The 26260-nt window shown below is 63.7% G+C and carries 23 protein-coding genes; 11 read left to right on the forward strand and 12 right to left on the reverse strand.

Features of this window, described 5'->3' with window-relative positions; translation table 11 throughout:
- Window positions 1-6 precede the first annotated feature (6 nt).
- From B9Z01_RS31965 to B9Z01_RS31985, 5 genes are all read right to left on the reverse strand, one after another.
- Window positions 7-1176: an ABC transporter permease subunit gene (locus B9Z01_RS31965; RefSeq protein ID WP_085489554.1), complete on the reverse strand. Its 1170-nt coding sequence runs from the start codon at window positions 1174-1176 to the stop codon at window positions 7-9.
- 17 nt (window positions 1177-1193) lie between these two features.
- Window positions 1194-2144, reverse strand: a complete 951-nt coding sequence (locus tag B9Z01_RS31970; protein WP_085489555.1) for a branched-chain amino acid ABC transporter permease — start codon at window positions 2142-2144, stop codon at window positions 1194-1196.
- Window positions 2145-2373: 229 nt separating this feature from the next.
- A complete protein-coding gene (locus B9Z01_RS31975) occupies window positions 2374-3582 on the reverse strand; it encodes a branched-chain amino acid ABC transporter substrate-binding protein (RefSeq protein ID WP_085489556.1) in 1209 nt (402 codons plus the stop codon).
- 545 nt (window positions 3583-4127) lie between these two features.
- Window positions 4128-5087, reverse strand: coding sequence for a 4-hydroxy-3-methylbut-2-enyl diphosphate reductase (gene ispH, locus B9Z01_RS31980; RefSeq protein ID WP_085489557.1), 960 nt, complete (start codon window positions 5085-5087; stop codon window positions 4128-4130).
- 2 nt (window positions 5088-5089) lie between these two features.
- Window positions 5090-5545, reverse strand: a complete 456-nt coding sequence (locus B9Z01_RS31985) for an FKBP-type peptidyl-prolyl cis-trans isomerase (RefSeq protein WP_011489621.1) — start codon at window positions 5543-5545, stop codon at window positions 5090-5092.
- Window positions 5546-5754: 209 nt separating this feature from the next.
- On the opposite strand from B9Z01_RS31985, the gene radC reads away from it, so the two are divergent.
- The 4 genes from radC to nadB all read left to right on the forward strand — a co-directional run bounded on the left by radC (window position 5755) and on the right by nadB (window position 9115).
- A complete protein-coding gene (gene radC, locus B9Z01_RS31990) occupies window positions 5755-6600 on the forward strand; it encodes a RadC family protein (protein ID WP_085489637.1) in 846 nt (281 codons plus the stop codon).
- Window positions 6601-6807: 207 nt separating this feature from the next.
- A complete protein-coding gene (rpmB, locus tag B9Z01_RS31995; protein ID WP_006050117.1) occupies window positions 6808-7041 on the forward strand; it encodes a 50S ribosomal protein L28 in 234 nt (77 codons plus the stop codon).
- Between the two features lie 10 nt (window positions 7042-7051).
- Window positions 7052-7219, forward strand: a complete 168-nt coding sequence (rpmG, locus tag B9Z01_RS32000; protein ID WP_008919555.1) for a 50S ribosomal protein L33 — start codon at window positions 7052-7054, stop codon at window positions 7217-7219.
- Window positions 7220-7516: 297 nt separating this feature from the next.
- A complete protein-coding gene (gene nadB, locus B9Z01_RS32005; RefSeq protein WP_085489558.1) occupies window positions 7517-9115 on the forward strand; it encodes an L-aspartate oxidase in 1599 nt (532 codons plus the stop codon).
- A 159-nt stretch (window positions 9116-9274) separates the two neighbouring features.
- On the opposite strand, the gene nadC is transcribed toward nadB, so the two are convergent.
- The 5 genes from nadC to purN all read right to left on the reverse strand — a co-directional run bounded on the left by nadC (window position 9275) and on the right by purN (window position 15018).
- Window positions 9275-10198, reverse strand: coding sequence for a carboxylating nicotinate-nucleotide diphosphorylase (gene nadC / locus B9Z01_RS32010; RefSeq protein ID WP_085489559.1), 924 nt, complete (start codon window positions 10196-10198; stop codon window positions 9275-9277).
- Complete coding sequence (gene nadA / locus B9Z01_RS32015) at window positions 10198-11337, reverse strand: quinolinate synthase NadA (protein WP_085489560.1); 1140 nt, start codon at window positions 11335-11337, stop codon at window positions 10198-10200. The genes nadC and nadA overlap by 1 nt, the downstream gene beginning before the upstream one ends.
- Window positions 11338-11486: 149 nt before the next feature.
- On the reverse strand, window positions 11487-12683 hold the full coding sequence (locus tag B9Z01_RS32020; protein ID WP_085489561.1) for a DesA family fatty acid desaturase: 1197 nt from the start codon (window positions 12681-12683) through the stop codon (window positions 11487-11489).
- Window positions 12684-13108: 425 nt separating this feature from the next.
- Complete coding sequence (locus B9Z01_RS32025) at window positions 13109-14368, reverse strand: RsmB/NOP family class I SAM-dependent RNA methyltransferase (RefSeq protein ID WP_085489562.1); 1260 nt, start codon at window positions 14366-14368, stop codon at window positions 13109-13111.
- On the reverse strand, window positions 14365-15018 hold the full coding sequence (gene purN, locus B9Z01_RS32030) for a phosphoribosylglycinamide formyltransferase (RefSeq protein WP_085489563.1): 654 nt from the start codon (window positions 15016-15018) through the stop codon (window positions 14365-14367). The genes B9Z01_RS32025 and purN overlap by 4 nt, the downstream gene beginning before the upstream one ends.
- Window positions 15019-15156: 138 nt before the next feature.
- Between purN and B9Z01_RS32035 the strand changes: the two genes are divergently transcribed.
- The 6 genes from B9Z01_RS32035 to dut all read left to right on the forward strand — a co-directional run bounded on the left by B9Z01_RS32035 (window position 15157) and on the right by dut (window position 22615).
- Entirely contained in the window at window positions 15157-16152 is a 996-nt protein-coding gene (locus tag B9Z01_RS32035) for a bifunctional riboflavin kinase/FAD synthetase (RefSeq protein ID WP_085489638.1), read from the forward strand.
- A gap of 172 nt (window positions 16153-16324) precedes the next feature.
- Entirely contained in the window at window positions 16325-19162 is a 2838-nt protein-coding gene (gene ileS / locus B9Z01_RS32040) for an isoleucine--tRNA ligase (RefSeq protein ID WP_085489564.1), read from the forward strand.
- Window positions 19162-19668 carry a signal peptidase II gene (gene lspA, locus B9Z01_RS32045; RefSeq protein WP_085489565.1) on the forward strand — a complete coding sequence of 169 codons (507 nt, stop codon included), beginning with the start codon at window positions 19162-19164 and terminating at the stop codon, window positions 19666-19668. Before ileS ends, lspA begins: the two co-directional genes overlap by 1 nt.
- A 135-nt stretch (window positions 19669-19803) precedes the next feature.
- Entirely contained in the window at window positions 19804-21018 is a 1215-nt protein-coding gene (gene coaBC, locus B9Z01_RS32050) for a bifunctional phosphopantothenoylcysteine decarboxylase/phosphopantothenate--cysteine ligase CoaBC (protein ID WP_085489566.1), read from the forward strand.
- Window positions 21019-21089: 71 nt separating this feature from the next.
- On the forward strand, window positions 21090-22106 hold the full coding sequence (locus tag B9Z01_RS32055) for an LLM class flavin-dependent oxidoreductase (RefSeq protein ID WP_085489567.1): 1017 nt from the start codon (window positions 21090-21092) through the stop codon (window positions 22104-22106).
- A gap of 62 nt (window positions 22107-22168) precedes the next feature.
- A complete protein-coding gene (gene dut, locus B9Z01_RS32060) occupies window positions 22169-22615 on the forward strand; it encodes a dUTP diphosphatase (protein WP_085489568.1) in 447 nt (148 codons plus the stop codon).
- A gap of 170 nt (window positions 22616-22785) precedes the next feature.
- Here dut and clpA read toward each other — a convergent pair whose 3' ends face one another.
- Window positions 22786-25083 carry an ATP-dependent Clp protease ATP-binding subunit ClpA gene (gene clpA, locus B9Z01_RS32065; RefSeq protein ID WP_085489569.1) on the reverse strand — a complete coding sequence of 766 codons (2298 nt, stop codon included), beginning with the start codon at window positions 25081-25083 and terminating at the stop codon, window positions 22786-22788.
- The gene (gene clpS, locus B9Z01_RS32070; protein ID WP_008919570.1) at window positions 25080-25394 is read right to left on the reverse strand and encodes an ATP-dependent Clp protease adapter ClpS; all 315 of its coding nucleotides are present in this window, start codon (window positions 25392-25394) and stop codon (window positions 25080-25082) included. The genes clpA and clpS overlap by 4 nt, the downstream gene beginning before the upstream one ends.
- Window positions 25395-25954: 560 nt before the next feature.
- Between clpS and B9Z01_RS32075 the strand changes: the two genes are divergently transcribed.
- Window positions 25955-26161, forward strand: coding sequence for a cold-shock protein (locus tag B9Z01_RS32075; RefSeq protein WP_018421595.1), 207 nt, complete (start codon window positions 25955-25957; stop codon window positions 26159-26161).
- The last annotated feature ends 99 nt before the right edge of the window (window positions 26162-26260 follow it).

Raw genomic sequence — 26260 nt, forward strand, 5'->3', positions numbered from 1 at the left:
CGTCCCTTATGCGCGCACCGGCTTCTTGCCGCTGCGCTTCGCCAGCTTCGCAATCTTGTCTTCGTGCTTCGGCGCGGGCCACAGGCCTTCCGAGCGGTACAGCATGATGACGACCATCGCGAGACCGTACAGCAACTGACGGATCACTTCGGTGTCGACGATTTCATGGCCGAAGATCATGTTCTGCAGCGGACCCATCGTCGAGCGCAGGAACTCGGGGAACACGGCGAGCAGCACCGCGCCGAGAATCACGCCAGGAATGTGGCCCATGCCGCCGAGCACGACGCACGCGAGCACCACGACCGATTCCCAGAACGTGAACGATTCCGGCGACACGAAGCCCTGGAACGAACCGAACATCGCACCCGACAGGCCGCCGAACGACGCGCCCATCGCGAACGCGAGCAGCTTCACGTTGCGGGTGTTGATGCCCATGGCTTTCGCGGCGATTTCGTCTTCGCGGATCGCGGCCCATGCACGGCCGATGCGCGAATGCTGCAAACGCGTACAGGTCCAGATCACGAACAGCGCGCACAACACGAACAGGTAGTAGTACAGGTAGACCGACGGGAACTGCACGCCGAACAGCGTATGCGTCTGCGCGAGGCTGAAGCCGCCAACGGACACCGGATCGATCCCCGTGATCCCCTTCGGGCCGTTGGTGATATTCACCGGACGGTCGAGGTTGTTCATGAAGATCCGCACGATTTCCCCGAAGCCGAGGGTCACGATCGCGAGGTAGTCGCCGCGCAGACGCAGCGTCGGCGCACCGAGCAGAATCCCGAACATCGCGGCGAGCGCCATCGCGATCGGCACGATGATCCAGATCGGCATGTGCAGGCCGTTCGGCGCGAGGTGCGCGATCCAGTCGAACTGCGTGGTCAGGTGCGGCGAACTGAGCAGCGCGGCCGTGTATGCACCGATCGCGTAGAACGCGATGTAGCCCAAATCCAGCAGGCCGGCGAAGCCGACCACCACATTGAGACCCAGCGCAAGCATCACGTACAGCATCGCGAAGTCGAGCACGCGGACCCAGTAGTTGCCGCCCGCGGCGCCGATGACCATCGGCGCCGCGATCACAAAGATGGCTGTGACGATGCCGATCGCCAGCGTTTTCGTCAGGTTCTTTTCGGGGATGAGCGTCGTGGACGGCTCGATCGGTTGAATTGAGGTCATGTTTATTTCTCCCGGGATCAGGCGCGATCCGCCACGCGTTCGCCGAGCAGGCCCGACGGTCGGAACACCAGCACGACGATCAGCACGATGAATGCGAACACGTCCTGATAGTTACTGCCGAACACACCGCCCGTGAGGTTGCCGATGTAGCCCGCGCCCAGTTGCTCGATCAGGCCGAGCAGCACGCCGCCCACCATCGCGCCGCCAAGATTGCCGATACCGCCGAGCACCGCCGCGGTAAAGGCCTTCAGGCCGGGGATGAAGCCCATGTAGAAGTGCGCGTTGCCGTATTCGGACGCGATCATCACGCCGGCGAGAGCGGCCAGCGCCGAGCCGATCATGAAGGTCGCCGAGATCACGAAGTTCGGGTTCACGCCCATCAGACTCGCGACGCCCGGGTTCTCGGCGATCGCGCGCATCGCGCGGCCGAGCTTGGTCTTGTGCACGAGCAGCAGCAGGCCGCCCATCACGAGGAACGCCACCACTATGATCACGATTTCGGTCATCGAGATCACGGCGCCAGGCGTCGTGTCGGTGGCCTTGATCACGTTGATCGGGTCAGTGGGCAACAGCTGCGGGAACGGCAGCGGGTTGCGCGACCAGATCATCATCGCAAGGGTCTGCAGCAGGATCGACACACCGATCGCGGTGATCAGCGGCGCGAGACGCGGCGCGCGCCGCAACGGCCGGTAGGCCACGCGCTCGATCGTGTAGCCGACCACCGAGCAGACCACTGCCGCGATGATCAACGCGATGATGAGCGTCGGCACGTTGCCGAGGCCGGGGAAGTGGTTCTGCAGCACGCCTATGGCTGAGAGCGCGACCATCGCGCCCACCATCAACACATCGCCATGAGCGAAGTTGATGATGCCCAGAATGCCGTAAACCATCGTATAGCCTAGTGCGATGATGGCGTAGACACTGCCAAGCACAAGTCCATTCAGGATCTGCTGGATGAAGATATCCATTTAATGCTCCTTAGCCCGTGCGACTGGATTCGCGTTTTTCATCTGCCGGTGGGCGGTGATGCGCTACGGAATCTCAACGGCACTGCGGGTACTGATGTAAAAGACCGGTAAGGGTTATCCGCCGCCGGTTTGCCTTTGCAACCGTGATGCGGTCGCGGGCTCGCCTTGGGCGGATGCAAAAACGGCACCGTTGGATGGGTTCGGTGCCGTCAGGCTGTACTTCCCGTCATCACATCTTTACGACGTCGAGAACCGCTTTCTTGCCGTCCTTGAAGTCGTAAAGCGTAATGGCGCTCTCTTTCAAATCACCCTTGTCGTCGAACGCGATGTGACCGATTACTCCGTTGTAATCGGTCGAAGGCATCGCAGCCAGCACCTTGGGCGCCTCGATCGAATTCGCGCGCTTCATTGCATCGACGATCACGTACACAGCGTCATACGTGAACGGCGCGTAAATCTGCACCGGTGTGTGGAAGCGGTCCTCGTACTTCTTTTCGAAGTCCGCTCCCTTGTCCATTTTCGAAAGCGCGAGTCCTGCTTCCGAACAGACCAGGTTTTGCACGGCGCTACCCGCCAGCTCCCCCACCTTGTCGGTACACACACCGTCGCCGCCAAGGATTTTTGCCCTGATACCGAGCGCGGCCGCCTGCTTCGTAAACGGCCCGCCCGTCGCGTCCATGCCGCCGAACATGATGACGTCCGGCTGAACACTCTTGATCTTCGTGAGAATGGCCCGGAAATCCGTGGCCTTGTCGTTCGTCGCCTCCCGCGCGACGATCTTCGCTCCGCCTGCCTCGGCCGTCTTCGCAAACTCGTCCGCGAGACCCTTGCCGTAGGCGGTCGCATCGTCCACTACCGCGATGCGTTTGGCGCCCAGCGCCTTCGTGGCGTAATTGGCGAGCGCCGGACCCTGTTGCGCGTCGGTGGCGACCACACGGTAAGTCGTCTTGAACCCCTGCTGCGTGTACGCCGGATTGGTCGACGACGGCGAGATCTCGACGATGCTCGCGTCGCTATAGATCTTCGACGCCGGAATCGACACTCCCGAGTTCAGGTGCCCGATCACCGCGACCACATGATCGTCCACCAGCTTCTGCGCGACGGCGGTGCCCGTTTTCGGGTCCGCCGCGTCGTCCTGCGCGTCGAGCTGCAACTGGATCTTGTGACCGTCGATCGTCAGACCCTGCGCATTGATTTCCTCGACCGCGAGGCGCGCCCCATTTTCATTGTCTTTACCCAGATGCGCGATGCCGCCCGTCAACGGAGCCGCATGACCGATCTTTACGATAGTCGCTTCGCTCGCGGCGGCCACCGCCGCGGCCGAAGCCGCCGATGCGCCCGCTCCCGCTCCCGCTTCGCCGTCCTGTTTCTTGCCGCACGCGGTCAACATCGCAACCGCGGCCGCGATGGACACGGCGTAAGCAAATTTGACTCGCATCAAGTAAGGTCTCCTGCGCCTTGCAAAATCCACTGTTCAGGACCCTACGGCCTTGAGAACGCGCGCATTGTAACTCCAATTTTATGGCTGGCAATATTGTTGAACCGGCAGGGTTTTCCTGCATTGCAACCGTATTTTGAGAACGAAATACGCTATAAGGCGCAACCGGGTTGCGATTCTTTTTCGTGCACCAGTTGCACCATCGGCAAGCCCCCTGGCATCAAGTGTTGTGGGCCGTTTGGCCCAGGAGCCGGGTGCGCCGGGCTTTGCGTCACATATGACATTTTTGCGCCCATTAGATACAACGCACTAATTAAGTGCTCGGTGAATTGGCACCAGCGATTTGCACCAGCTTAAAACGGGGATGCATTGATCGAAAATCAATAAAACACCGGATCACAAATCAAAATAAATTGTGCGCAAGCCCACGGAAATTGATCGATCGATTTGATCGGGCACTTATTTAAGAAGGGATTCGCCGGATCAGAGGTATAAAAAAAGCGCACCCTCGGGTGCGCTTTCCTTTCAGCAAAGCAAACGGATTGTCAGGCTGGCAAGCCGAGCCCGCGCGGCAGCGGAAACGCGATGTTTTCCTCGATGCCTTCGAGCGCGCGCACGTTGCGCACGCCCAGCTCGCGCAAGCGCGCGATGACCGCCTGCGCCAGCACTTCCGGCGCCGACGCGCCGGCCGTCACGCCGATGCGGCGCTTGCCCTCGACCCAGACCGGATCGATCTGGTCCGGTGAATCAACCATATAGGCCGGCACGCCGAGCTTTTCGGCAAGTTCGCGCAGGCGGTTGGAGTTCGAACTGTTCGGGCTGCCGACGACGATCACGACGTCGCACTGCGGCGCCATGAATTTCACGGCGTCCTGACGATTCTGCGTGGCGTAGCAGATGTCCTGCTTCTTCGGCTCCCGGATGGACGGATATTTGGCCTTCAGCGCGCCGATGATTTCGGCCGCGTCGTCGACCGACAGCGTGGTTTGCGTGACGAACGCGATCCGCTCGGGATCGGCCAGCCGCAGCGCCTGCACGTCTTCGATGTCCTCGACCAGATGCATGCCCTCGGCCGCCTGGCCCATCGTGCCCTCGACTTCCGGGTGGCCCTTGTGGCCGATCATCACGATGTCGAAGCCGTCCTGGCGCATCTTCGCGACTTCGATGTGCACCTTGGTCACGAGCGGACAGGTGGCGTCGTACACCCGCAGCCCGCGCGACTCCGCCTCCGAACGCACGGCCTTCGACACGCCATGCGCGCTGAAAATAACCGTGTTGCCCGCGGGCACTTCGTCCAGGCTCTCGATGAAGATCGCTCCCTTCTTGCGCAGATCTTCGACCACATAGACGTTATGGACGATTTCGTGACGCACGTAGATCGGCGAGCCATGCAGCTTGATGGCCCGCTCGACGATCTCGATCGCCCGATCGACGCCGGCGCAGAATCCGCGTGGCTGCGCCAGCAGGATCTCGGCCTCGGCAAGAGTCGTATCCGTAATGCTCATGTTTACAGAATCCCGATGATTTTCACTTCAAACGCCAGCGCCTGGCCGGCAAGCGGGTGATTGAAATCGAACAGGGCCGACGTTTCGCCAACTTCCTTGAGCACGCCGGCATAGCGCCCGCCGCCCGGCGCGTTGAATTCGACCAGATCACCCGGCGAAAAATCCTCGCCGATCATGCTGTTCTCCCGCAGCGTGGCGAGGGACACGCGCTGGATCAACTCTGGATTGCGCGGGCCGAACGCCTGCCCCGGCGCTAGCTGAAAGGTCGAATGGTGGCCCACCTTCAAACCCAGCAAAATATCTTCCAGCGGCGGCGCCAGTTGACCGGCGCCGAGCAGCAGCGTGGCCGGCTTGTCGCTAAAGGTATTGATGACTTCGGCGCCATCGGCAAGGGAAAGCCGGTAATGCAGCGTGACGTGTGAACCGGGTTTCACCTCGGAAATGTCGATGATGCTCATGCAATGCTCGCTCAGTCTAGGCGCGCTGCACGCGTGCGCCGCGGGCGCAGTCGACGCGTGTGGCAGACCGTCGTGGTGCCGTGCGCAAAGCGTCTATTGTAAGCCACCTAGCGGGCGCCGGCTTGAGTCCGTCGCGCGCGAGGCGGTGTGGCCCCGGCGGCGCGGCGCGCCGCATGCGCCGTCAACCCGAAGCGAAGGACTATGTATATATGGCCGATTTTGTAAGCACAATCGACGAAACACCTGCGCCAACGGCACAGCCGAAGACTCGGGCCCGCGCCAAGGCCGCGGGAGCGGCCGGGACTGCTGTGGCCGCCGGGACTGCCGGCGCCGCTGCGCGCCCTCGGCCGCGACTCCTGCGCGGCAAATGGCACAAGCGCGACATGCCGCGCGAGAGGCTGATCCATCAGGGCGCCAAGGTACTGTCCGACACCGAGATGATCGCGCTGGTGCTCGGCACCGGCCTGCCCGACCACGACGTGTTCAGCGTCGCGCGGGCGCTGCTCGAACGCTTCGGCTCGCTGCGCGCGATGCTCGACGCGACCTACTCGGACTTCGACGGCATCCGCGGCATCGGGCCGGCAAAAAAGGCGCAGCTGCTCGCGATCATGGAAATGGCGCGCCGCTCGCTGGTCGACAAGATGCGCAAGCGAACCCTGATGAATTCGCCCGAAGCGGTCGAGAACTATTTGCGTCTGCTGATCGGCGGGCGGCCGCAGGAAGTGTTCGTATCGCTCTTTCTCGACGCCCGGCATCGGCTGATAAGCTGCGAGGAAAACGCGCACGGCTCGCTCACGCGCATGGCCGTGTATCCGCGCGAGATCGTGCGGCGGGCGTTGAGCGCGAATGCGGCGAGTCTGATCGTCGCGCATAATCATCCGTCCGGCGCCGTGCAGCCGAGCGCGAGCGACTGCCGCCTGACCCAGACGCTGCGCGAAGCGCTCGCGCTAATCGACGTACAGCTGATCGACCATCTGGTCATCGGCGCGGACAGCGTCTACTCGTTCGCGCGCGCCGGCTGGCCGGGCGCGCCGCTGCCAGGCAGTCGCGCCTAGCATCGCAAATAAGGTTTGATTTTGCGGCTTTTTTTCTGCTAGAATTCCGGTTTGCCTATTTCCAACCCCCTGTTCCGAAGCCATCGAGGCGTTCCGCAAAGGTCAGGCGGCTGCAGTCACGAGTCCTCAGGCTCAACTTCAGCGCGGCTCTTTTCGGGAAACTTTCACGGCGTTCGAACTCAGAATTAGCGTATTAGGAGTGCTCTCATGGCACGCGTATGCCAAGTAACTGGGAAAGCGCCGATGAGCGGCAACAACGTTTCCCACGCGAACAACAAGACCAAGCGCCGGTTCCTGCCGAACCTGCAAAGCCGCCGCATCTGGGTGGAAAGCGAAAACCGTTGGGTGCGTCTGCGTATTTCGAACGCCGGCCTGCGCCTGATCGACAAGAACGGTATCGACGCTGTGCTCGCAGACCTGCGCGCACGCGGTGAAGCCTAAGGAGTAAATCATGGCAAAGGGCGCACGCGACAAGATCAAGCTGGAATCGACCGCAGGCACGGGTCACTTCTACACGACCACGAAGAACAAACGCAACATGCCGGAAAAGATGCTGATCAAGAAATTTGATCCGGTCATCCGCAAGCACGTTGACTACAAGGAAACCAAGATCAAATAAGATCGAGGCTCCTCTGCCTGACGAAGGCAAATGTGCAAGAAAGCCCCGCATTCGTGCGGGGCTTTTGTTTTTGCGCGGACACATCCGCGCTGACTGTGCAGCGTGGTTGGCCTGCTACTCGTGGTAGCGTCGCCCCGGCTATCGGTCATCCCCACCCTCCCCACCCTTCTCCCGCACGAACCACCCTATTCCGTTCGGCCAGCTTTCGCTCGCTCGTCTCGACGCGTATCCTTTGTCGTTTTAGCGGCGCGCGATTCGTGCGTCGTCATCGCAAAACGAAAGACGGAGATGCAGGTAATGGAATTCGATGTGGCGATTGTCGGTAGCGGTCTGGCTGGCTTGAGCGTCGCGCTCAATCTCGCGCAAACGCGGCGGGTCGCGGTGATCGCCAAACGATCACTGACCGAGGGCGCCAGCGACTGGGCGCAAGGCGGCATCGCCGCGGTACTGGATTCCGCGGATAGCATCGACAATCATGTGCGCGACACGCTAGTCGCCGGCGGCGGTCTATGTGACGAAGCGGCGACGCGCTTCATCGTCGAACATGGGCGTGCCGCGATCGAATGGCTGATCGAACAGGGTGTTCCGTTCACGAAAGACGACGCCGCCGAGCTCGGTTTTCACCTCACGCGCGAAGGCGGCCACAGCCATCGCCGGATCATTCATGCCGCGGATGCGACCGGACACGCGGTAGTCGCCACGCTCAGCGAGCAGGTGCGCCACCACCCGAACATCACGCTGCTCGAAGATCACCACGCCGTCGACCTGATCACGTCCGAGCGCCTCGGCCTGCCCGGCCGCCGTTGCCACGGCCTGTACGCACTCGATCTGCAGAGCGGCCGCACCGTGACGATCGAAGCACCGCATACGGTGCTCGCCACCGGCGGCGCCGGCAAGGTCTATCTGTACACCACGAACCCCGACACCGCCACTGGCGACGGCATCGCCATGGCATGGCGAGCCGGTTGCCGCGTCTCGAACATGGAGTTCATCCAGTTCCATCCGACCTGCCTGTTCCACCCGTACGCGAAGTCGTTTCTGATTTCGGAAGCAGTGCGCGGCGAAGGCGGCATCCTGAAGCTGCCGGATGGCACGCGCTTCATGCCGAACCACGACGAGCGCGCGGAACTGGCGCCGCGCGATATCGTCGCCCGCGCGATCGACTTCGAGATCAAGAAGCGCGGCATCGATTGCGTGTATCTCGACATCAGCCATCAATCGCCTGAGTTCCTGCACGAGCACTTTCCGACCATCCTTGCCCGCTGCCTCGAATTCGGCATCGACATCACCAAAGAGCCGATTCCGGTCGTGCCGGCCGCGCACTACACATGCGGCGGCGTCGTCACCGATCTCGCGGGCCGCACCGATCTCGCGGGACTCTATGCCGTCGGCGAGACATCCTGCACAGGCCTGCACGGCGCGAACCGGCTTGCCAGCAACTCTCTGCTCGAGTGCCTCGTGATCGGCCGGTCGGCCGCCGAAGCGATCGAAGCGGAAGGCTTTGGCGCCGCCGTGCATGCGCCGCTGCCGGATTGGGACGAGAGCCGCGTGTCCGATCCGGACGAGGAAGTCGTGGTCGCGCACAACTGGGACGAACTGCGCCGGCTGATGTGGAATTACGTGGGCATCGTGCGCACCGACAAGCGGCTCGAACGCGCCAGGCACCGGCTTACGCTGCTGCGCGACGAGATCCACGAGTACTACGCGAACTTCAAGGTGAGCCGCGATCTGCTGGAGCTGCGCAATCTGGTCGACGTCGCGTCGCTGATCGTCGAAGGCGCGCGCTTGCGGCGCGAAAGCCGCGGGCTGCATTTCAGCCGCGACTGGCCGGCTACTCTCCCCAAAGCGCTGCCGACGGTACTTTCGCCTGAGTATGTGCGCAAGCGCAACACGTGAGCGAGCGCCGGAGCGCTCACTTAACCAGCAACTGAGGCGATCGCTACAGTGAAAGCGAGAGCAGGCAAAAGCAGGCGAAAGCGACGAGGCCATTGCCGCAAACCTCCGGCAATGGCCTCGTTCTGCAGTCGCAAGCGCTGATACGTTGGGGCGCTCGCGTCAGATGAGCCGCATCGAGTAATCCGTCGCGCGCACGTCCTTGGTCAGCGCGCCGATCGACACGCGATCGACGCCCGTTTCCGCAATCGTGCACACGGTTTCGAAGTTCACGCCGCCGGACACCTCGAGCACCGCCCGCCCCGCCGTCATACGAACCGCGGCGCGCATCATGTCGAACGAAAAGTTGTCGAGCAGAATGGACTGCGCACGGTGTGCCAGTGCGGTTTCGAGTTGCTCGAGCGTTTCGACTTCGATCTGGATCGGCACGCCCGCATTCAGCGCGAGCGCCGCATCCATCGCGGCGCCAACGCCGCCCGCGGCGGCAATGTGGTTTTCCTTGATCAGAATCCCGTCGTACAACGCAAGCCGCTGATTCGCGCCGCCGCCCACGCGCACCGCGTATTTCTGCGCGAGCCGCAAGCCCGGCAGCGTCTTGCGCGTGTCGAGCACGCGCGTACGCGTATGAGCGATCGCGTCGACATAACGGCGCGTCGCGCTCGCTACGCCCGACAGCAGTTGCAGGAAATTCATCGCGTTGCGCTCCGCGGTCAGCAACGCACGCACCGGCCCGCGCAGATCGCACACCGGCGTGTCCGCGCTCATGCGCTCACCTTCGTGGTAACGCCATGCAACCTCGATACGCGGATCGACTTCGCGCATCACCGCGTTGAACCACGGCACGCCGCACAGCACCGCATCCTCGCGCACGATGATGCGCGCGTTGCGGATATCGTCGGCGGGAACGAGGCGGCCAGTCTGATCGCCGGTGCCGATGTCTTCCGCGAGCGCATCGGCGACGTTGCGCGCGAGAGCCGCATCGAACGCGGTGCCGTATTGCGCGCGAATCTCCGCGAAGAGCGGCGACACCGCCTCGAAGCGCTCGCGCTCCACTGCCTGCTCAGGCGCGTTTTCAACCGCTGTCATTACGCTGCCCCCACGTTCGAATACAGTTGCGTATCGCGCGCAAGATCGCCACTCGCCTGCACACGCTTCTTGTGACGCGCCGCGAAGTCCAGCATGCGATCGATCGGCAAGCGCGCGCGTTCGCCGATCGCACGATCGACGAAAATCTCGTTGTGCCCGCGCTCGAGCACGTCGGCCAGATTCGCGAGGCCGTTCATCGCCATCCACGGGCAATGCGCGCAGCTCTTGCAGGTCGCGCTGTTGCCGGCCGTGGGCGCGGCGATCAACGTCTTGCCCGGCGCGGCGAGCTGCATCTTGTGCAGGATGCCGAGGTCGGTCGCGACGATGAAATGCGTGGCGTCGAGCTTCTGCGCGGCGTCGATCAACTGCGTGGTCGAGCCGACCACGTCCGCCTGCGCGACTACATTGGCCGGCGACTCCGGATGCACGAGCACCTTCGCGTGTGGATAGTCGGCGCGCAGCAGATCGAGTTCGATGCCTTTGAATTCGTCGTGCACGAGGCACGAGCCTTGCCACATCAGCATGTCCGCGCCGGTCTTGTTCTGGATATAGCTGCCGAGATGACGATCCGGCGCCCAGATGATTTTTTCGCCGCGCGCGTGCAGGTCGGCAACGATCTCGAGTCCGATCGACGACGTCACCATCCAGTCGGCGCGCGCCTTCACTGCCGCGCTCGTGTTCGCGTACACGACCACCGTGCGCTCCGGGTGCGCGTCACAGAAAGCCGAGAACTCGCCGACCGGGCAGCCGAGATCGAGCGAACAGGTCGCGTCCAGATCCGGCATCAGAATGCGCTTGTCGGGACTCAAGATTTTCGCCGTCTCGCCCATGAAGCGCACCCCGGCCACCACGAGCGTTTGCGCATCGTGATCGCGCCCGAAGCGCGCCATTTCCAGCGAATCGGCCACGCAGCCGCCGGTTTCGTCGGCAAGCTCCTGCAATTCTGCGTCGACATAATAGTGCGCAACGAGCACCGCCTTCTCGCGTTCGAGTAACACGCGAATGCGTGCCTTCAGCGCCACCTTTTCTGCCGCCGACGGCATCTCGGGCACCTTCGCCCATGCCTGCCCGATCCCGCATGTCGTGCCTTGTGCCTGCGGCCGGTCGTATTCGACGGTCCTGATCGCCTGCTGCTCCATGATCTCCTCTGTCCTCGCTTGGCCGCCACAGATTGCCGGTCGCGCACTACATTCGCTACCGCACTACTGCTTTTCGCGGCCCCAAAAAGCAAAACCCCGCCAACGCGGGGTTTTGTGACGTTCCTAAATTTTAATGGATTTCTTCGCGCTCAAGCATAGCGACGCAGTCGCATCGCGAAATCGTGCAGCGCCTTGATGCCGCTCTGCTCCGCGCGGTGGCACCAGTCCTGCAATTGCGCGAGCAGTTGTTCGCGCGATGCGTTGGAGCGCTCCCACATTGACGCGAGTTCGTTGCGCATGTCGATGTAGGTCTTCAGCTTCTGGCTGTTCGCGAAAATCTGCGGCAACTGGCGTTTCTGCGGCTCGTTCAGGCCCGCTTCCTCCTTGTGGAACCAGCTGCGCGCACCGCGCATCAGTTGATACTTTTCGCGCGAGCCGACTTCCTTCAGATGCGCAAGCTCCTGGCGATACGCGCGCTTGAGCGCCTTGCCGTAACGCGCCATCACTTCATAGCGGTTCGCGAGCACGGCCTGCAGCGTGTCCTGATCGAGCACGAGCTTGCCGGTGGTCAGACGCGGCGTGGGCGCGACCTTCTTCACCTTGGCGAGACGGAACGCCGACATGATGCGGATATACATCCAGCCGATGTCGAACTCGTACCACTTGTTCGACAGCTTGGCCGACGTCGCGTAGGTGTGGTGGTTGTTATGCAGCTCTTCGCCACCGATGATGATGCCCCACGGGAAGATGTTGGTGCTCGCATCCGACGAATTGAAATTGCGATAGCCCCAGAAGTGCGCGAGGCCGTTGACCACGCCTGCCGCCCAGAACGGAATCCAGATCATCTGCACCGCCCAGATGGTCAGGCCGACGACGCCGAACAGCGCGACGTTGAGCACCATCATCAGGCTCACGCCGAGAATCGGGTATTTCGTGTAGACGTTGCGCTCCATCCAGTCGTTCGGCGTGCCGTGGCTGAACTTGCGCATCGTTTCTTCGTTCTTCGCTTCGGTGCGATACAGTTCCGCGCCTTCGAGCAGCACCTTCCAGATGCCGCGCGTCTGCGGGCTGTGCGGATCTTCCTCGGTCTCGCACTTCGCGTGGTGTTTGCGGTGAATCGCGGCCCACTGGCCGGTCAGCATGCCGGTGGTCATCCACAGCCAGAAGCGGAAAAAATGACTCGCAATGGGATGCAGCTCCAGCGCGCGGTGCGCCTGGCAGCGATGCAGATAGACGGTCACGCCGATAATCGTGATGTGCGTCACGATGAGCGTGTACACGACGAGTTGCCACCATGAGAAGTGCAACAGGCCGTGGGCAAGAAAATCGAGCAAAGAATTCAACAAGGTAAGTTACCTGCAGAACGAGAGACACGGAGCACACGCACCGCGTGTGTCAAGAAAGTGAAAGCATATCGCGAGGTTGGACGATATTCTACTCGAAGCGTTCCAAGTGTTTGTAACAAATAGGGATTTTTTGTGTGATATCAAGAGGATGGCACCGCCGCAGAACACTTTCGGCTCCTGCGGCGGTGCGTCCTGCCTGTCAGCGAACACCGTTCGAGGTGCCGCCCGCCTGCCCGAGCGCGGTGTCGGGCAAGGAAGCGGACGGGAAAGCGGGCACGGCATTGGAATCGGTCATTGTTGCCGCATGCGGCATTGTGCCGCCCGCCGGCCCGACGAGAGGAAGACTCGTGTGTGTGATCTCGCCGAAATGGCCGGCGCGCCGGGCCCGCAAACGAACCCACGCGCCAGTGTGAAGCCGGTTGCGCCTAGCTGTGGCGCTCCAGCACGGCGGCGAAGAAGCCGTCCGTGGCGTGGCGGTGCGGCCACAGCTTCAGATAGTCGCCCATTTCGAGTTCGATGCGCTGCTCGGCGAGCACGTCGCGCGCCGGTACGAGCGCGAAGTCCGGATGGTCGGCGAGGAACTGCTGCACGACCGTCTCGTTTTCCGCTTCGAGGATCGAACAGGTTGCGTAGACAAGACGCCCGCCCTTCTTCACGAGACGCGCCGCGCTCGCCAGAATCGACGCCTGCTTCGGCGCCAGCTCGGCAACCGACTCCGGCGACTGGCGCCACTTCAGGTCCGGATTGCGGCGCAGCGTGCCGAGGCCGCTGCACGGCGCATCGACGAGCACGCGGTCGATCTTGCCGGCCAGACGCTTGATCTTCGCATCGTGCTCGCTGTCGATCAGCACCGGATTCACGTTCGACAGGCCGCTGCGCGCAAGGCGCGGCTTGAGCTTGGCGAGGCGCCGCTCGGAGACGTCGAATGCGTAGAGCCGGCCGGTGGAGCGCATCGCCGCGCCGAGCGCGAGCGTCTTGCCGCCCGCGCCCGCGCAGAAATCGACGATCATCTCGCCGCGCCGCGGCGCGACCAGCGAGCACAGCAGCTGGCTGCCCTCGTCCTGCACTTCGAGCCAGCCCTGCTGGAACGCGTCGAGTTTCGTCAACGCCGGCTTGCCGACCACGCGCACGCCGAGCGGCGCGAACGGTGTCGCGCCGGCCTCGATGCCGGCTTTCGAGAGCGCGCCGAGCACGTCGTCGCGGCTCGCCTTGATCGGGTTCGCGCGCAAGTCGAGCGGCGCCGGATAGTTCAGCGCGGCGGCCAGTTGCGCGAGCTCGGCGGCCTCGAATTGCGTGCTGAGCGCCTGGCAGATCCAGTCGGGCAGATTCAGGCGAATCCGCAGCGGCAGGCTTTCCGGGTCGATCTTCGACACGTGCTCGAGCCACGTCGCCTCGGCTTCGGTGATGAACGGCTTGAGCGCGTTGCGCCCGGCCGTCTGCATCAGACCGAGCAGCGCCATGCGCCGCGCCGGGCTGCCGGAGCCGCTTTCGGCGAGGTGGGCGAATTCCATCCGGCGGCGCAGCGCCGCGAACACCGCCTCGGCGATCACGCCGCGCTCGCCGTGCCCGAGCTTCGGATGCGCGCGGAAAAAGCGGCTCGTGGTGGCGTCGGCGGGACCGTTCAGCCGCAGCACTTCGGCCAGCAGCGTTTCAGTTTGTCCAATCAGGAAACCATGCAATCTCATGCGCCCTCTCCGGCGGTGTGACCGGCAAAGAGCCATTGCGGCTCCGGCGGCGTAAGCGTGACGCGCGAGTCCTCGAGGGCGAGACGCCCTTCGACGAACCAGCGCACCGCGCGTGGATAAATGATGTGCTCGGTGGCGAGCACGCGTGCGGCGAGCGTCGCCGCGGTGTCGCCCGCCACGACCGGCACCGCCGACTGCGCGACGATCGGCCCGTGATCGAGCTGTGACGTGACAAAATGCACCGACGCGCCGTGCAGACGCACGCCGGCGTCGAGCGCCTGCTGGTGGGTTTTGAGGCCCGGAAAGCTCGGCAGCAGCGACGGATGCACGTTCAGCATCCGCCCGGCGTAATGGTCGACGAAACGCGCCGTGAGCACTCGCATGAAGCCCGCGAGCGTCACGAGGTCCGGCCCGAAAATGTCGATCTGCTCGGCGAGCGCGGCGTCGAAGCTGTCGCGATCCGGAAACTGGCGGTGATCGACCACCGCCGTGGCGATACCGCGCGACGCCGCGAACGCAAGCCCCGCGGCATCGGGACGGTTGGCAATCACGGCGGCGACCTGCGCCGGCCAGCCTTCGCTCGCACAGGCGCGCACGATGGCTTCCATATTGCTGCCCCGCCCGGAAATCAGGATGACGAGTTTTTTCATGCGCGGATTTTATCATTCGGCCACAGGCGGACAGCGACGGCGCAGCCGTCTGTTGCGCCAAGCGTTTATAATCGAGTGTTTTGCGGCATCCCGGCCGCGCCCCTATTGCAACCGCAGCAGCCGCTGCAACCCGCTATCGTGAGAGTCTTCCGCGGTCTTCCCAATGCCGAGAGCCGCGCGCCCTGCGCGCTGACCATCGGCAACTTCGACGGTGTCCACCGCGGCCACCAGGCTCTGCTCGCCCACGTGCGCGCAGCCGCAAACGCACGCGGCCTGCCCGTCTGCGTGATGACCTTCGAGCCACACCCGCGCGAGTTCTTCAATCCGGCCGGCGCGCCGCCCCGCATCGCGATGCTGCGAGACAAGCTCGAGGCGCTGCGCACCAACGGGGTCGACCGGGTCGTCGTCGAGCACTTCAATCACACGTTCGCGAGCCAGTCACCGGATGCGTTCGTCGAGCGGATCATCGTCAACGGGCTGCACGCGCGCTGGGTCATGATCGGCGACGACTTCCGCTACGGCGCGAAGCGCGCCGGCGATTTCGCGTCGCTGAAGGCCGCCGGCCAGCAGTACGGCTTCGAAGTCGAACAGATGGCGACGGTCGCCGACCCGTCGGGCGCGCGCATCTCCAGCTCGGGCGTGCGCGCGGCGCTCGTCGCGGGCGACCTCGATTCGGCGCGCGCCGCGCTCGGCCGCGACTATCTGATCAGCGGCCATGTCGTGCACGGCATGAAGCTCGGCCGCGATCTCGGCTTTCCCACGCTCAATCTGCCGATCGCGCACAAGCGCCCGGCGCTCGGCGGCATTTTCGTCGTGCAGGTGCATGGCCTCGCCAACGAGCCGCTGCCGGGCGTCGCGAGCCTCGGGCTGCGTCCCACCGTCGACGATTCCGGCCGCGTGCTGCTCGAAGTGCATCTGCTCGACTGGCACGGCGACGCGTATGGCAAACTCGTGCGCGTCGAATTTCTGAAGAAGCTGCGCGACGAGGAGAAGTACATCGACCTCGAAACGCTGACCGCCGCGATCGCGCGCGACGTCGCCAATGCGCGCGCGTGGTTCGCCGCAGTCGGCGCCGGCACGCCGGGCAGCCGTTCCACCGGTTTCGCCACGTCGGCCACCGACCGAATTAGATAACCGCCGCGGTCCACGCGAGCGTGCTGAGCGCCGCATGAACCGTCGCCGCGCGCATCGAAAGGCGTTGCGTGACTCACGCGAGCTGCCTGCCGGGCGCGTCCCACGCTCCTCGCGCATCGCGCGCAATCCGCGCCCTCGCTGCGCATAGAACGAATTCACCGCCATCCACATCATGAGCAACAAGAAAGCCGATTCGAAACCGCAGTCACGCTACCCGGTCAACCTGCTCGACACGCCGTTCCCGATGCGCGGCGACCTGCCCAAGCGCGAGCCGCAATGGGTCAAGGAATGGCAGGAACGCAAGGTCTACGAGAAGATCCGCGCCGCCTCGAAGGGCCGCAAGAAGTTCATCCTGCACGACGGCCCGCCCTATGCGAACGGCGACATCCACCTCGGCCACGCGGTGAACAAGATCCTGAAGGACATGATCGTAAAGGCGCGCAACCTCGCGGGCTTCGACGCGGTCTACGTGCCGGGCTGGGACTGTCACGGCATGCCGATCGAAATCCAGATCGAAAAGCAGTTCGGCAAGTCGCTGCCCGCCGCCGAAGTGATGCAAAAGGCGCGCGCCTACGCGACCGAGCAGATCGAGAAGCAGAAGGTCGGCTTCCGGCGTCTCGGCGTGCTCGGCGACTGGGACAATCCGTACAAGACGATGAACTTCGCGAACGAAGCCGGAGAAATCCGCGCGCTCGCGAAGATCATGGAAAAGGGCTACGTGTTCCGCGGCCTGAAGCCGGTCAACTGGTGTTTCGACTGCGGCTCGGCGCTCGCTGAAGCGGAAGTCGAGTACAAGGACAAGACCGATCCGACCATCGACGTGCTGTTCGGCTTCGCCGAGCCGGAGAAGACCGCGCAGGCCTTCGGCCTCGCCGCGCTGCCGCGCAACGAAGGCGGCATCGTGATCTGGACCACCACGCCGTGGACGATCCCCGCCAACCAGGCGCTGAACCTGCACCCGGAAATCGTCTACGCGCTCGTCGATACGCCGCGCGGCCTCCTGATCCTCGCCGAGGAACGCGTCGAAGCCTGCCTGAAGCTGTACGGCCTCGAAGGCACGGTCGTCGCCACGACGCCGGGCGAAAAGCTCGTGAACCTGCGCTTCAACCACCCGCTCGCGTCCGCGCATCCGGCCTACAAGCGCACCGCGCCGGTTTATCTCGGCGACTACGTGACGACCGAAACCGGCACGGGCGTCGTGCACTCGTCGCCCGCGTACGGCGTGGAAGACTTCGTGTCGTGCAAGGCGCACGGCATGTCGGACTCGGACATCATCAATCCGGTGATGGGCGACGGCCGCTACATCGAATCGCTCGCGCTGTTCGGCGGCCTGTCGATCTGGGCCGCCAATCCGCAGATCATCGAGGCGCTGCAAGGCGCGGGCTCGCTCCTGCGCACCGAGAAGTACACGCACAGCTACATGCACTGCTGGCGCCACAAGACGCCGATCATCTACCGCGCGACGTCACAGTGGTTCGCCGGCATGGACGTGAAGCCCAACGACAGCGACAAGACACTGCGCGAAACCGCGCTCGAAGGCATCGAGAACACCGCGTTCTATCCGTCGTGGGGCAAGCAACGCCTCTTCAGCATGATCGCGAACCGCCCGGACTGGACGCTGTCGCGCCAGCGCCAATGGGGCGTGCCGATGGCGTTCTTCGTGCACAAGGAAACCGGCGAGCTGCATCCGCGCACGCTGGAGCTGCTCGAACAGGTCGCGCAGCGCGTCGGGAAGGAAGGCATCGAGGCGTGGCAAACGCTCGATCCGCGCGAGCTGATCGGCGACGACGCCAATATGTATGAAAAGAACCGCGACACGCTCGACGTGTGGTTCGACTCGGGCACGACGCACTGGCACGTGTTGCGCGGCTCGCACAAGGACGAACTGCAGTTCCCCGCCGACCTGTACCTCGAAGGCTCGGACCAGCACCGCGGCTGGTTCCACTCGTCGCTGCTGACCGCGTCGATGCTCGACGGCCGCCCGCCCTACAACGCGCTGCTCACCCACGGCTTCACCGTCGACGGTGAGGGCCGCAAGATGAGCAAGTCGCTCGGCAACGGCATCGATCCGCATGAAGTGGCGAACCGCCTCGGCGCGGAAATCATCCGCCTGTGGATTGCCTCGACCGATTACTCGGGCGAACTCGCGATTTCCGAGGAAATTCTCAAGCGCGTGACGGAGGGTTATCGCCGGATCCGCAATACGCTGCGCTTCCTGCTCGCGAACCTGTCGGACTTCGACTTCGCGCAGCATGCCCGTCCGGTTGAAGACTGGCTCGAGATCGACCGCTATGCAGTGGCGCTGTCGGCGAACCTGCAGAACGACATCCTCGCGCACTACGAGAAGTACGAGTTCCACCCGGTCGTCGCGAAGCTGCAGACGTTCTGCTCGGAAGACCTCGGCGGCTTCTATCTCGACGTGCTGAAGGACCGCCTGTACACCACGGCTGCGGATTCGGTCGCGCGCCGCTCGGCGCAGACCGCGCTCTATCACATCGCGCACGGCCTGCTGCGCGTGATGGCGCCGTTCCTGTCGTTCACCGCGGAAGAAGCGTGGAAGGTGTTCCAGCCCAACAGCGAGACGATCTTCACCGAGACGTACCACGCGTACCCGGCCGTGCCGGACGCGGGCGCGCTGCTCGACAAGTGGACGCTCCTGCGCGCGGTTCGCGGCGACGTGACCAAGGCGCTCGAAGAAGCACGCGTCGCGAACCTGATCGGCTCGTCGTTGCAGGCGGAGGTCGAAATCCGCGCGAGCGGCGCGCGTTACGACGCCCTCGCGAGCCTCGGCGACGACCTCAAGTTCGTGCTGATTACTTCCGCGGCGAGCGTCGCAAAGGTCGACAGCGAAGCGGACGAAGGCGTCGAAGTGATCGCCTCGAAGTATCTGAAGTGCGAGCGCTGCTGGCACTACCGTGCGGACGTCGGCGCGAACGCCGAGCATCCGTCGCTGTGCGGCCGCTGCTTCAGCAATCTGTTCGGCAATGGCGAAACGAGGAGCGCGGCATAATGGCGGGAAGCATGTCGAAAACATCGGCCCGAAGCAGCTCGCTGGCACCCTGGCTCGGCATCGCGCTGATCGTCATCCTGTTCGACCAGTTGACGAAAATCGCGGTCCGCAAGGTGTTTGCCTACGGTGTGCCGCACGAGATCACGCCGTTTTTCAACCTGATCGTCGTGTACAACCGCGGCGCCGCGTTCAGCTTCCTCGCGATGGCGGGCGGCTGGCAGCGCTGGGCGTTCACCGCGCTCGGCGTGGTCGCCGCGCTGGTGATCTGCTATCTGCTCAAGCGCCACAGCGGGCAGAAGATGTTCTGCACGGCGCTTGCGCTGATTCTCGGCGGCGCGCTCGGCAATGTGATCGACCGACTCATGTACGGCCACGTGATCGACTTCCTCGATTTTCACGTGGGCGGCTGGCACTGGCCGGCGTTCAATCTCGCCGACAGCGCGATCACGATCGGCGCGATCCTGCTCGTGCTCGACGAGTTGCGGCGCGTACGCGGAACACGCTGACGTCGCCGGCGTCCCTGATGTGAGGCGCTGCCGCGGTCCCGAAAGCCGCGCCTCGCGTCCGGCCTGAAAGGCGCGGCGGTGAGGTGCAACGCCCTCGCGCCGTCGCGCGCCACCATGCTTTGTCGGAGGCTTTCGTTGGCAACCGCTGAACTCGCAGGCAAACACCTCGTCCTCGGCATGACGGGCGGCATCGCCTGCTACAAGATCGCCGAACTCACGCGTCTGCTGACCAAGGCGGGCGCAACCGTGCAGGTCGTCATGACCGAAGCGGCCACGCAGTTCATCACCCCCATCACGATGCAGGCGCTCTCGGGCCGTCCCGTCTACACGAGCCAGTGGGACGGGCGTGTGCCGAACAACATGGCGCATATCGATCTGTCGCGTGAAGCCGATGCGATCGTGATCGCGCCCGCCTCCACCGACTTCCTCGCCAAACTCGCGCACGGCATGGCCGACGACCTGCTCTCGACGCTGTGCGTCGCGCGCGACTGTCCGCTGCTCGTCGTGCCGGCGATGAACCGGCAGATGTGGCAGAACCCGGCGACGCAGCGCAACGTCGCGCAATTGCGCGCGGACGGCATTGCCGTGCTCGGCCCCGATTCGGGCCCGCAGGCCTGCGGCGAAATCGGCGACGGGCGCATGCTCGAAGCGGCGGCGACTTATGAAGCGATCGCGTCGTTCTTCGCGCCGAAGATCCTGTCCGGCCGGCGCGTGCTGCTGACCGCCGGGCCGACCTTCGAACCGCTCGACCCGGTGCGCGGCATCACGAACCGTTCGAGCGGCAAGATGGGCTTCGCGCTCGCGCGCGCCGCGCAGCAGGCCGGCGCCGAGGTGCATCTGGTCGCCGGCCCCGTCGCGCTCGAAACGCCTTGGGGCGTGGTCCGCGAGGACGTGCAAACCGCGCAGCAGATGCACGATGCGGTGATGCGCGCGGTCGCCGGCACGGACGTCTTTATCGGCGTCGCGGCGGTGGCCGACTGGCGCGTCGATCACGTCAGCGAGCAGAAGATCAAGAAGACCGCCGAGCGCACGCTGCCAGGCTTCTCGTTCGTCGAGAATCCGGACATCCTCGCCGCGGTCGCGAAGCTGCCGAAGCGGCCGTTCGCGGTCGGCTTCGCGGCGGAAAGCGACAACCTCGAAATCCACGGCGAGGAAAAGCGCGCGCGCAAGAACGTGCCGCTCCTGATCGGCAATCTGGGCCCACTCACCTTTGGGCTCGACGACAACGAAGTGATCCTGTTCGAAGCAGGCAGCACCACGAAGCTACCGCGCGCCGACAAGCAGACGCTCGCGCGCACGCTGATCGCCGAAATCGCCAAGCGCCTGCCCGACACCAGTCCGTTTCGCTAAAGCAGGCGGCGTGCTCTCACGGCCACCGCCCACGTTGTCTTGCGAACGGAATCATCCGGAGCACTACTGACATGACGCTGCTTTCCGTGCTCGATCAAACGCCGGTGATCGCCGGGCATTCGGTGGTGGACGCAATCGCCGCCACCGTCGACCTCGCGCAACTCGCCGACGACCTTGGCTACACGCGCTACTGGTGCGCCGAGCACCACGGCCTGCGTGGCGTGTCGAACCCCTGCCCCGAAGTGATGCTCGCGCGCCTCGGCAGCGTGACCAAACGCATTCGCCTCGGCTCCGGCGGCGTGATGCTGCCGTACTACAGCCCGTTCAAGGTCGCCGAGCAGTTCATGATGCTCGAGGCGCTGTTCCCGAACCGCATCGACCTCGGTGTCGGACGCGCGCCGGGCGGCGACATGCGCACCGCGCAGGCGGTGGCCGCCGGCGCCTACAATCGCGGCGAAATTTTCCCGCAACAGGTGGCCGATCTGCTCGGGCTCATGCACGGCGCGCTCCCCGCCGACCACCTCGCGCAAGGCGTGCTGCTGCAACCGCAAATCGACACGCACCCGCAGTTGTGGGTGCTCGGCTCCAGCGAATTCGGCGGCCTGCTTGCGGCACAGCTCGGCCTGCGCTTTTCGTTCGCGCATTTCATCAACGCGCATTTCGGCAAGCAGGTCGCGCTCGCGTATCGCGAGCGTTTCCAGCCGAGCCAGGAAGCGTCGCAACCGTATCTCGCCGCGGCGGTTTTCGTGATCTGCGCGGATACCGAGCAGGAAGCGGCCGACCTCGAAAAAGCCGTCGATCTGCGTCGCGTGCAGATGGCGTACGGCCTCAACGAGCCGATTCCGACGATCGAACAGGGCGTCGCACAGGAATACGGCGAGCGTGAGCAACTCGTGATCGATCGGGAAAAACCGCGCAGCATCATCGGCACGCCGGGGAGCGTCGTCGAGCGGCTCACGGCCTTGCAGGAGCAGTTCCAGGCCGACGAACTGATGGTGCTCACGGTCGCCGGCAGCTATCGCGCGCGGCTGCGCTCCTATGAACTTCTCGCCGAGGCGTTCCAGCTCGGCTCGAATACGGCGGCCTGACGGCGCCTTTGCCGGCGCGCCGCCCGCTCCAACGACTACCCCAACCCAACTACCGAACCTGAATGAAACTCGACCTGAAGATTCTCGATCAACGCATGCGCGAACAGCTCCCGGCTTATGCGACGACCGGCAGCGCCGGCCTCGATCTGCGCGCCTGCCTCGACGAACCGTTGACGCTCAAGCCCGGCGAAACAGCGCTGGTGCCGACCGGTCTTGCGATTCACGTCGGCGATCCCAGTTATGCCGCGATGATTCTGCCGCGCTCGGGCCTCGGCCATAAGCATGGGATCGTGCTCGGCAATCTGGTCGGCCTGATCGATTCCGATTACCAGGGGCAATTGATGATTTCGACATGGAATCGCGGCGAAACGACGTTCGTGCTGAATCCGATGGAACGCCTCGCGCAACTCGTGATCGTGCCGGTCGTGCAGGCCGAGTTCAATATCGTCGATGACTTCGAGGAAAGTGTGCGCGGTGCGGGCGGGTTTGGCAGCACCGGCAAGCATTGATGGTTTGCTTCGGCGGCGGCTGCGTTTTTTAGCGCGCACCGCCAGCGGAAAACCAAAGCGTAAAAAAAACGGCGCGGGATAAAACCCGCGCCGTTCTGCTTCCGGTTCGACCAGCATCAAGCTGGTCTTAAGCGACATCAAGCGGCATCAAGCAACGCCGCCCTCACGTCTTACTCGACTTCCACCGCTTCCGGATTCGGATTGCGCGGCGCCGGATGTTCGTCGAACGTCAACTGCACCTTGTCTTCCGCATCGACGTCGACCGTGACGCGACCGCCGTTCATGAGCTTGCCGAACAGCAGCTCGTCGGCGAGCGCGCGACGGATCGTGTCCTGGATCAGGCGCTGCATCGGCCGCGCGCCCATCAGCGGATCGAAGCCGTGCTTGGCGAGATGCTTGCGCAGCGCGTCGGTGAAGAGCGCGTCGACCTTCTTCTCGTGCAGTTGATCTTCCAGCTGCATCAGGAACTTGTCGACCACGCGCATGATGATTTCTTCATCGAGCGCACGGAAGCTGATCGTCGCGTCGAGACGGTTACGGAACTCCGGCGTGAACATGCGCTTGATGTCGACCATCTCGTCGCCCACCTCGCGGCGGTTCGTGAAGCCGATCACCGACTTGCCCATCGCCTCGGCGCCCGCGTTCGTCGTCATGATGATGATGACGTTGCGGAAATCCGCCTTGCGGCCGTTGTTGTCCGTCAGCGTGCCGTGGTCCATCACCTGCAGCAGCACGTTGAAGATGTCCGGATGTGCCTTCTCGATTTCGTCGAGCAGCAGCACGCAGTGCGGCTTCTTCGTGACGGCTTCGGTCAGCAAGCCGCCCTGGTCGAAACCGACGTAGCCCGGCGGCGCGCCGATCAGCCGGCTCACCGCGTGACGCTCCATGTATTCCGACATGTCGAAGCGGATCAGCTCGATGCCGAGCGTGAACGCGAGCTGCTTCGCCACTTCCGTCTTGCCGACACCCGTGGGCCCGGAGAACAGGAACGCGCCGATCGGCTTGTCGAGCTTGCCGAGGCCCGCGCGCGCCATCTTGATCGCGGCCGACAGCGCGTCGATCGCCGGGTCCTGCCCGAACACCACGCTCTTGAGGTCGCGGTCGAGCGTTTGCAGCTTGCTGCGATCGTCTTGCGACACGCTTTGCGGCGGCACGCGCGCGATCTTCGAGATGATTTCCTCGATCTCGTTCTTGCCGATGGTCTTCTTCTGCTTCGACTTCGGCAGAATGCGCTGCGCCGCGCCCGCTTCGTCGATCACGTCGATCGCCTTGTCCGGCAAGTGACGGTCCGTGATGAAGCGCGCCGACAGCTCAGCCGCCGCCGACAGCGCACCCGACGAATACTTGACGCCGTGGTGCTCCTCGAAGCGCGACTTCAGGCCGCGCAGGATCGCCACTGTCTGCTCGACGGTCGGCTCGGTCACGTCGACCTTCTGGAACCGGCGCGAGAGTGCCGCGTCTTTTTCGAAGATGCCGCGATATTCGGTGAAGGTGGTCGCGCCGATGCACTTGAGCGTGCCCGACGAGAGCGCCGGCTTGAGCAGGTTCGACGCATCAAGCGTGCCGCCCGATGCGGCGCCCGCGCCGATCAGCGTATGGATTTCGTCGATGAACAGGATCGCGTGCGGACGCTCCTTCAACTCCTTCAGGACCGTCTTCAGGCGCTGTTCGAAGTCGCCGCGATACTTGGTGCCGGCGAGCAGCGCGCCCATGTCGAGCGAGTACACCTGCGCATCCGCGAGAATGTCCGGCACTTCGCCGCGCGTGATGCGCCAGGCGAGCCCTTCGGCGATCGCGGTCTTGCCCACTCCCGCCTCGCCGACCAGCAGCGGATTGTTCTTGCGCCGGCGGCACAGCACCTGCACCACGCGCTCGACTTCCGACTCGCGCCCGATCAGCGGATCGATGCGGCCGTCCTTCGCCATCTGGTTCAGATTCTGCGTGAACTGGGCGAGCGGCGTTTCTTTCTGCGCGGCGGCCTCGTCGGCCTCGGCATTCGCGTCGCTCGCCTTCGCGGGGTCGGTGCTGCTCGTCTTGGCGATGCCATGCGAGATGAAATTGACCACGTCCAGACGCGTGACGCCCTGCTGCTGCAGGTAGTACACCGCATGCGAATCCTTCTCGCCGAAGATCGCAACCAGCACGTTGGCGCCGGTCACTTCCTTCTTGCCATTCGAGGTGGACTGCACATGCATGATCGCGCGCTGGATCACACGCTGGAAACCAAGCGTGGGCTGCGTGTCGACGTCGTCCGTGCCCGGCACGGTCGGCGTGTTGTCATGAATGAAGTTGCGCAGGTTCTGGCGCAGATCCTCGATATTGGCCGCGCATGCACGCAACACCTCCGCCGCCGTCGGGTTATCCAACAGGGCGAGCAAAAGATGTTCGACCGTTATGAACTCGTGCCTTGCCTGGCGCGCTTCCATGAACGCCATGTGCAGGCTGACTTCCAGTTCCTGGGCAATCATGCTTCCTCCATCACACACTGCAGCGGATGCCCGGCCTGCCGTGCGTGGGTAACGACTTGCTCGACTTTGGTCGACGCGATGTCCCGCGTATAGACCCCACAAACTCCCCTGCCTTCGCGATGTACCTTCAACATAACCTGCGTTGCGGTTTCACGATCTTTATTGAAGTATTCCTGCACGATCATCACGACAAATTCCATCGGCGTGAAGTCGTCATTCAGCAGCACTACCTTGTACATGGACGGCGGCTTGAGTTTCTGCTCCTGCCGCTCCAGTACGGTGCCGTCCTGCTTGTCCGGGATAATCGCCATACACCCATTCTAAACAACTAGGACAGGCCCGCAATCCTGTCAAAACCCGGCCCGCGGCCGATGAGCCCGTTCGCTGCGGCCGGTCAGTCACGACATGGTCATGAATGCCCGGGCCCGCGCGTTTTCGACGGGCCGATTGCGGAGCCGGCCCCTATCCTGTCATGCTGCGCGGTGCGTGTTGCACCGCGGTCGGATCGAGTATCGCATAACCTGCCGCAGCCGGTTGGGAGCGCTCGCCGCGGCCGGTTCCGGCGGCTCGCCCACAGTCCGGCATGTGGGTCGATTATGCGACTTTTCAAGACGCGCCGCTTGCGCAACCGCACATAACGGAAGCGGGAAAAACCCTGGAAAGCGGCCTGTTTGCAACGCGGCAACGGCATCTCAAAATTTTCTTGACACTCGAATAAAGAGCCCCAACAATCAAGCTGGCACTTTTTTCACCAAGCCATAATTTCGAAAAAATGCCGATGGTGAGCTTGTGAGGAGGGAGCGGCTGCTTCACGCGGTCGTGGCTTTTCGAGGGCTCGTGGTAGTGACATGAGTTACAGGGGAAGTTGGAAATGGCAACTGGTACGGTCAAATGGTTTAACGACGCAAAGGGTTTCGGATTCATCACGCCTGACGAGGGTGGCGAGGACCTGTTTGCACACTTCTCGGCGATCCAGATGAATGGCTTCAAGACGCTCAAGGAAGGCCAGAAGGTCACCTTCGAGGTCGTGCAAGGCCCGAAAGGCAAACAGGCATCGAACATTCAGGCACCCGTCTGAATCGGTTCGTTACCCGTCCTTTTTGAAACCCGGCTTCGCGCCGGGTTTCTTTTTATGCGGCGTAATTCTTACGTCATTCAAGACCTGTTGGCCGCACGG

The organism is Paraburkholderia susongensis (assembly GCF_900177725.1).
In the GTDB taxonomy this organism is placed as follows: Bacteria; Pseudomonadota; Gammaproteobacteria; order Burkholderiales; family Burkholderiaceae; genus Paraburkholderia; species Paraburkholderia susongensis.

Coding starts and splice junctions, on each gene's coding strand:
- B9Z01_RS31975 (WP_085489556.1), bottom strand. CDS start 3,582: ATGCGAGTCAAATTTGCTTACGCCGTGTCCATCGCGGCCGCGGTTGCG.
- ispH (WP_085489557.1), bottom strand. CDS start 5,087: ATGAGCATTACGGATACGACTCTTGCCGAGGCCGAGATCCTGCTGGCG.
- B9Z01_RS31985 (WP_011489621.1), bottom strand. CDS start 5,545: ATGAGCATCATCGACATTTCCGAGGTGAAACCCGGTTCACACGTCACG.
- nadA (WP_085489560.1), bottom strand. CDS start 11,337: ATGGAGCAGCAGGCGATCAGGACCGTCGAATACGACCGGCCGCAGGCA.
- radC (WP_085489637.1), top strand. CDS start 5,755: ATGGCCGATTTTGTAAGCACAATCGACGAAACACCTGCGCCAACGGCA.
- B9Z01_RS32025 (WP_085489562.1), bottom strand. CDS start 14,368: ATGAGATTGCATGGTTTCCTGATTGGACAAACTGAAACGCTGCTGGCC.
- purN (WP_085489563.1), bottom strand. CDS start 15,018: ATGAAAAAACTCGTCATCCTGATTTCCGGGCGGGGCAGCAATATGGAA.
- clpA (WP_085489569.1), bottom strand. CDS start 25,083: ATGATTGCCCAGGAACTGGAAGTCAGCCTGCACATGGCGTTCATGGAA.
- B9Z01_RS32075 (WP_018421595.1), top strand. CDS start 25,955: ATGGCAACTGGTACGGTCAAATGGTTTAACGACGCAAAGGGTTTCGGA.
- ileS (WP_085489564.1), top strand. CDS start 16,325: ATGAGCAACAAGAAAGCCGATTCGAAACCGCAGTCACGCTACCCGGTC.
- nadC (WP_085489559.1), bottom strand. CDS start 10,198: ATGACAGCGGTTGAAAACGCGCCTGAGCAGGCAGTGGAGCGCGAGCGC.
- clpS (WP_008919570.1), bottom strand. CDS start 25,394: ATGGCGATTATCCCGGACAAGCAGGACGGCACCGTACTGGAGCGGCAG.
- dut (WP_085489568.1), top strand. CDS start 22,169: ATGAAACTCGACCTGAAGATTCTCGATCAACGCATGCGCGAACAGCTC.
- B9Z01_RS31970 (WP_085489555.1), bottom strand. CDS start 2,144: ATGGATATCTTCATCCAGCAGATCCTGAATGGACTTGTGCTTGGCAGT.
- lspA (WP_085489565.1), top strand. CDS start 19,162: ATGGCGGGAAGCATGTCGAAAACATCGGCCCGAAGCAGCTCGCTGGCA.
- nadB (WP_085489558.1), top strand. CDS start 7,517: ATGGAATTCGATGTGGCGATTGTCGGTAGCGGTCTGGCTGGCTTGAGC.
- B9Z01_RS31965 (WP_085489554.1), bottom strand. CDS start 1,176: ATGACCTCAATTCAACCGATCGAGCCGTCCACGACGCTCATCCCCGAA.
- rpmG (WP_008919555.1), top strand. CDS start 7,052: ATGGCAAAGGGCGCACGCGACAAGATCAAGCTGGAATCGACCGCAGGC.
- rpmB (WP_006050117.1), top strand. CDS start 6,808: ATGGCACGCGTATGCCAAGTAACTGGGAAAGCGCCGATGAGCGGCAAC.
- B9Z01_RS32055 (WP_085489567.1), top strand. CDS start 21,090: ATGACGCTGCTTTCCGTGCTCGATCAAACGCCGGTGATCGCCGGGCAT.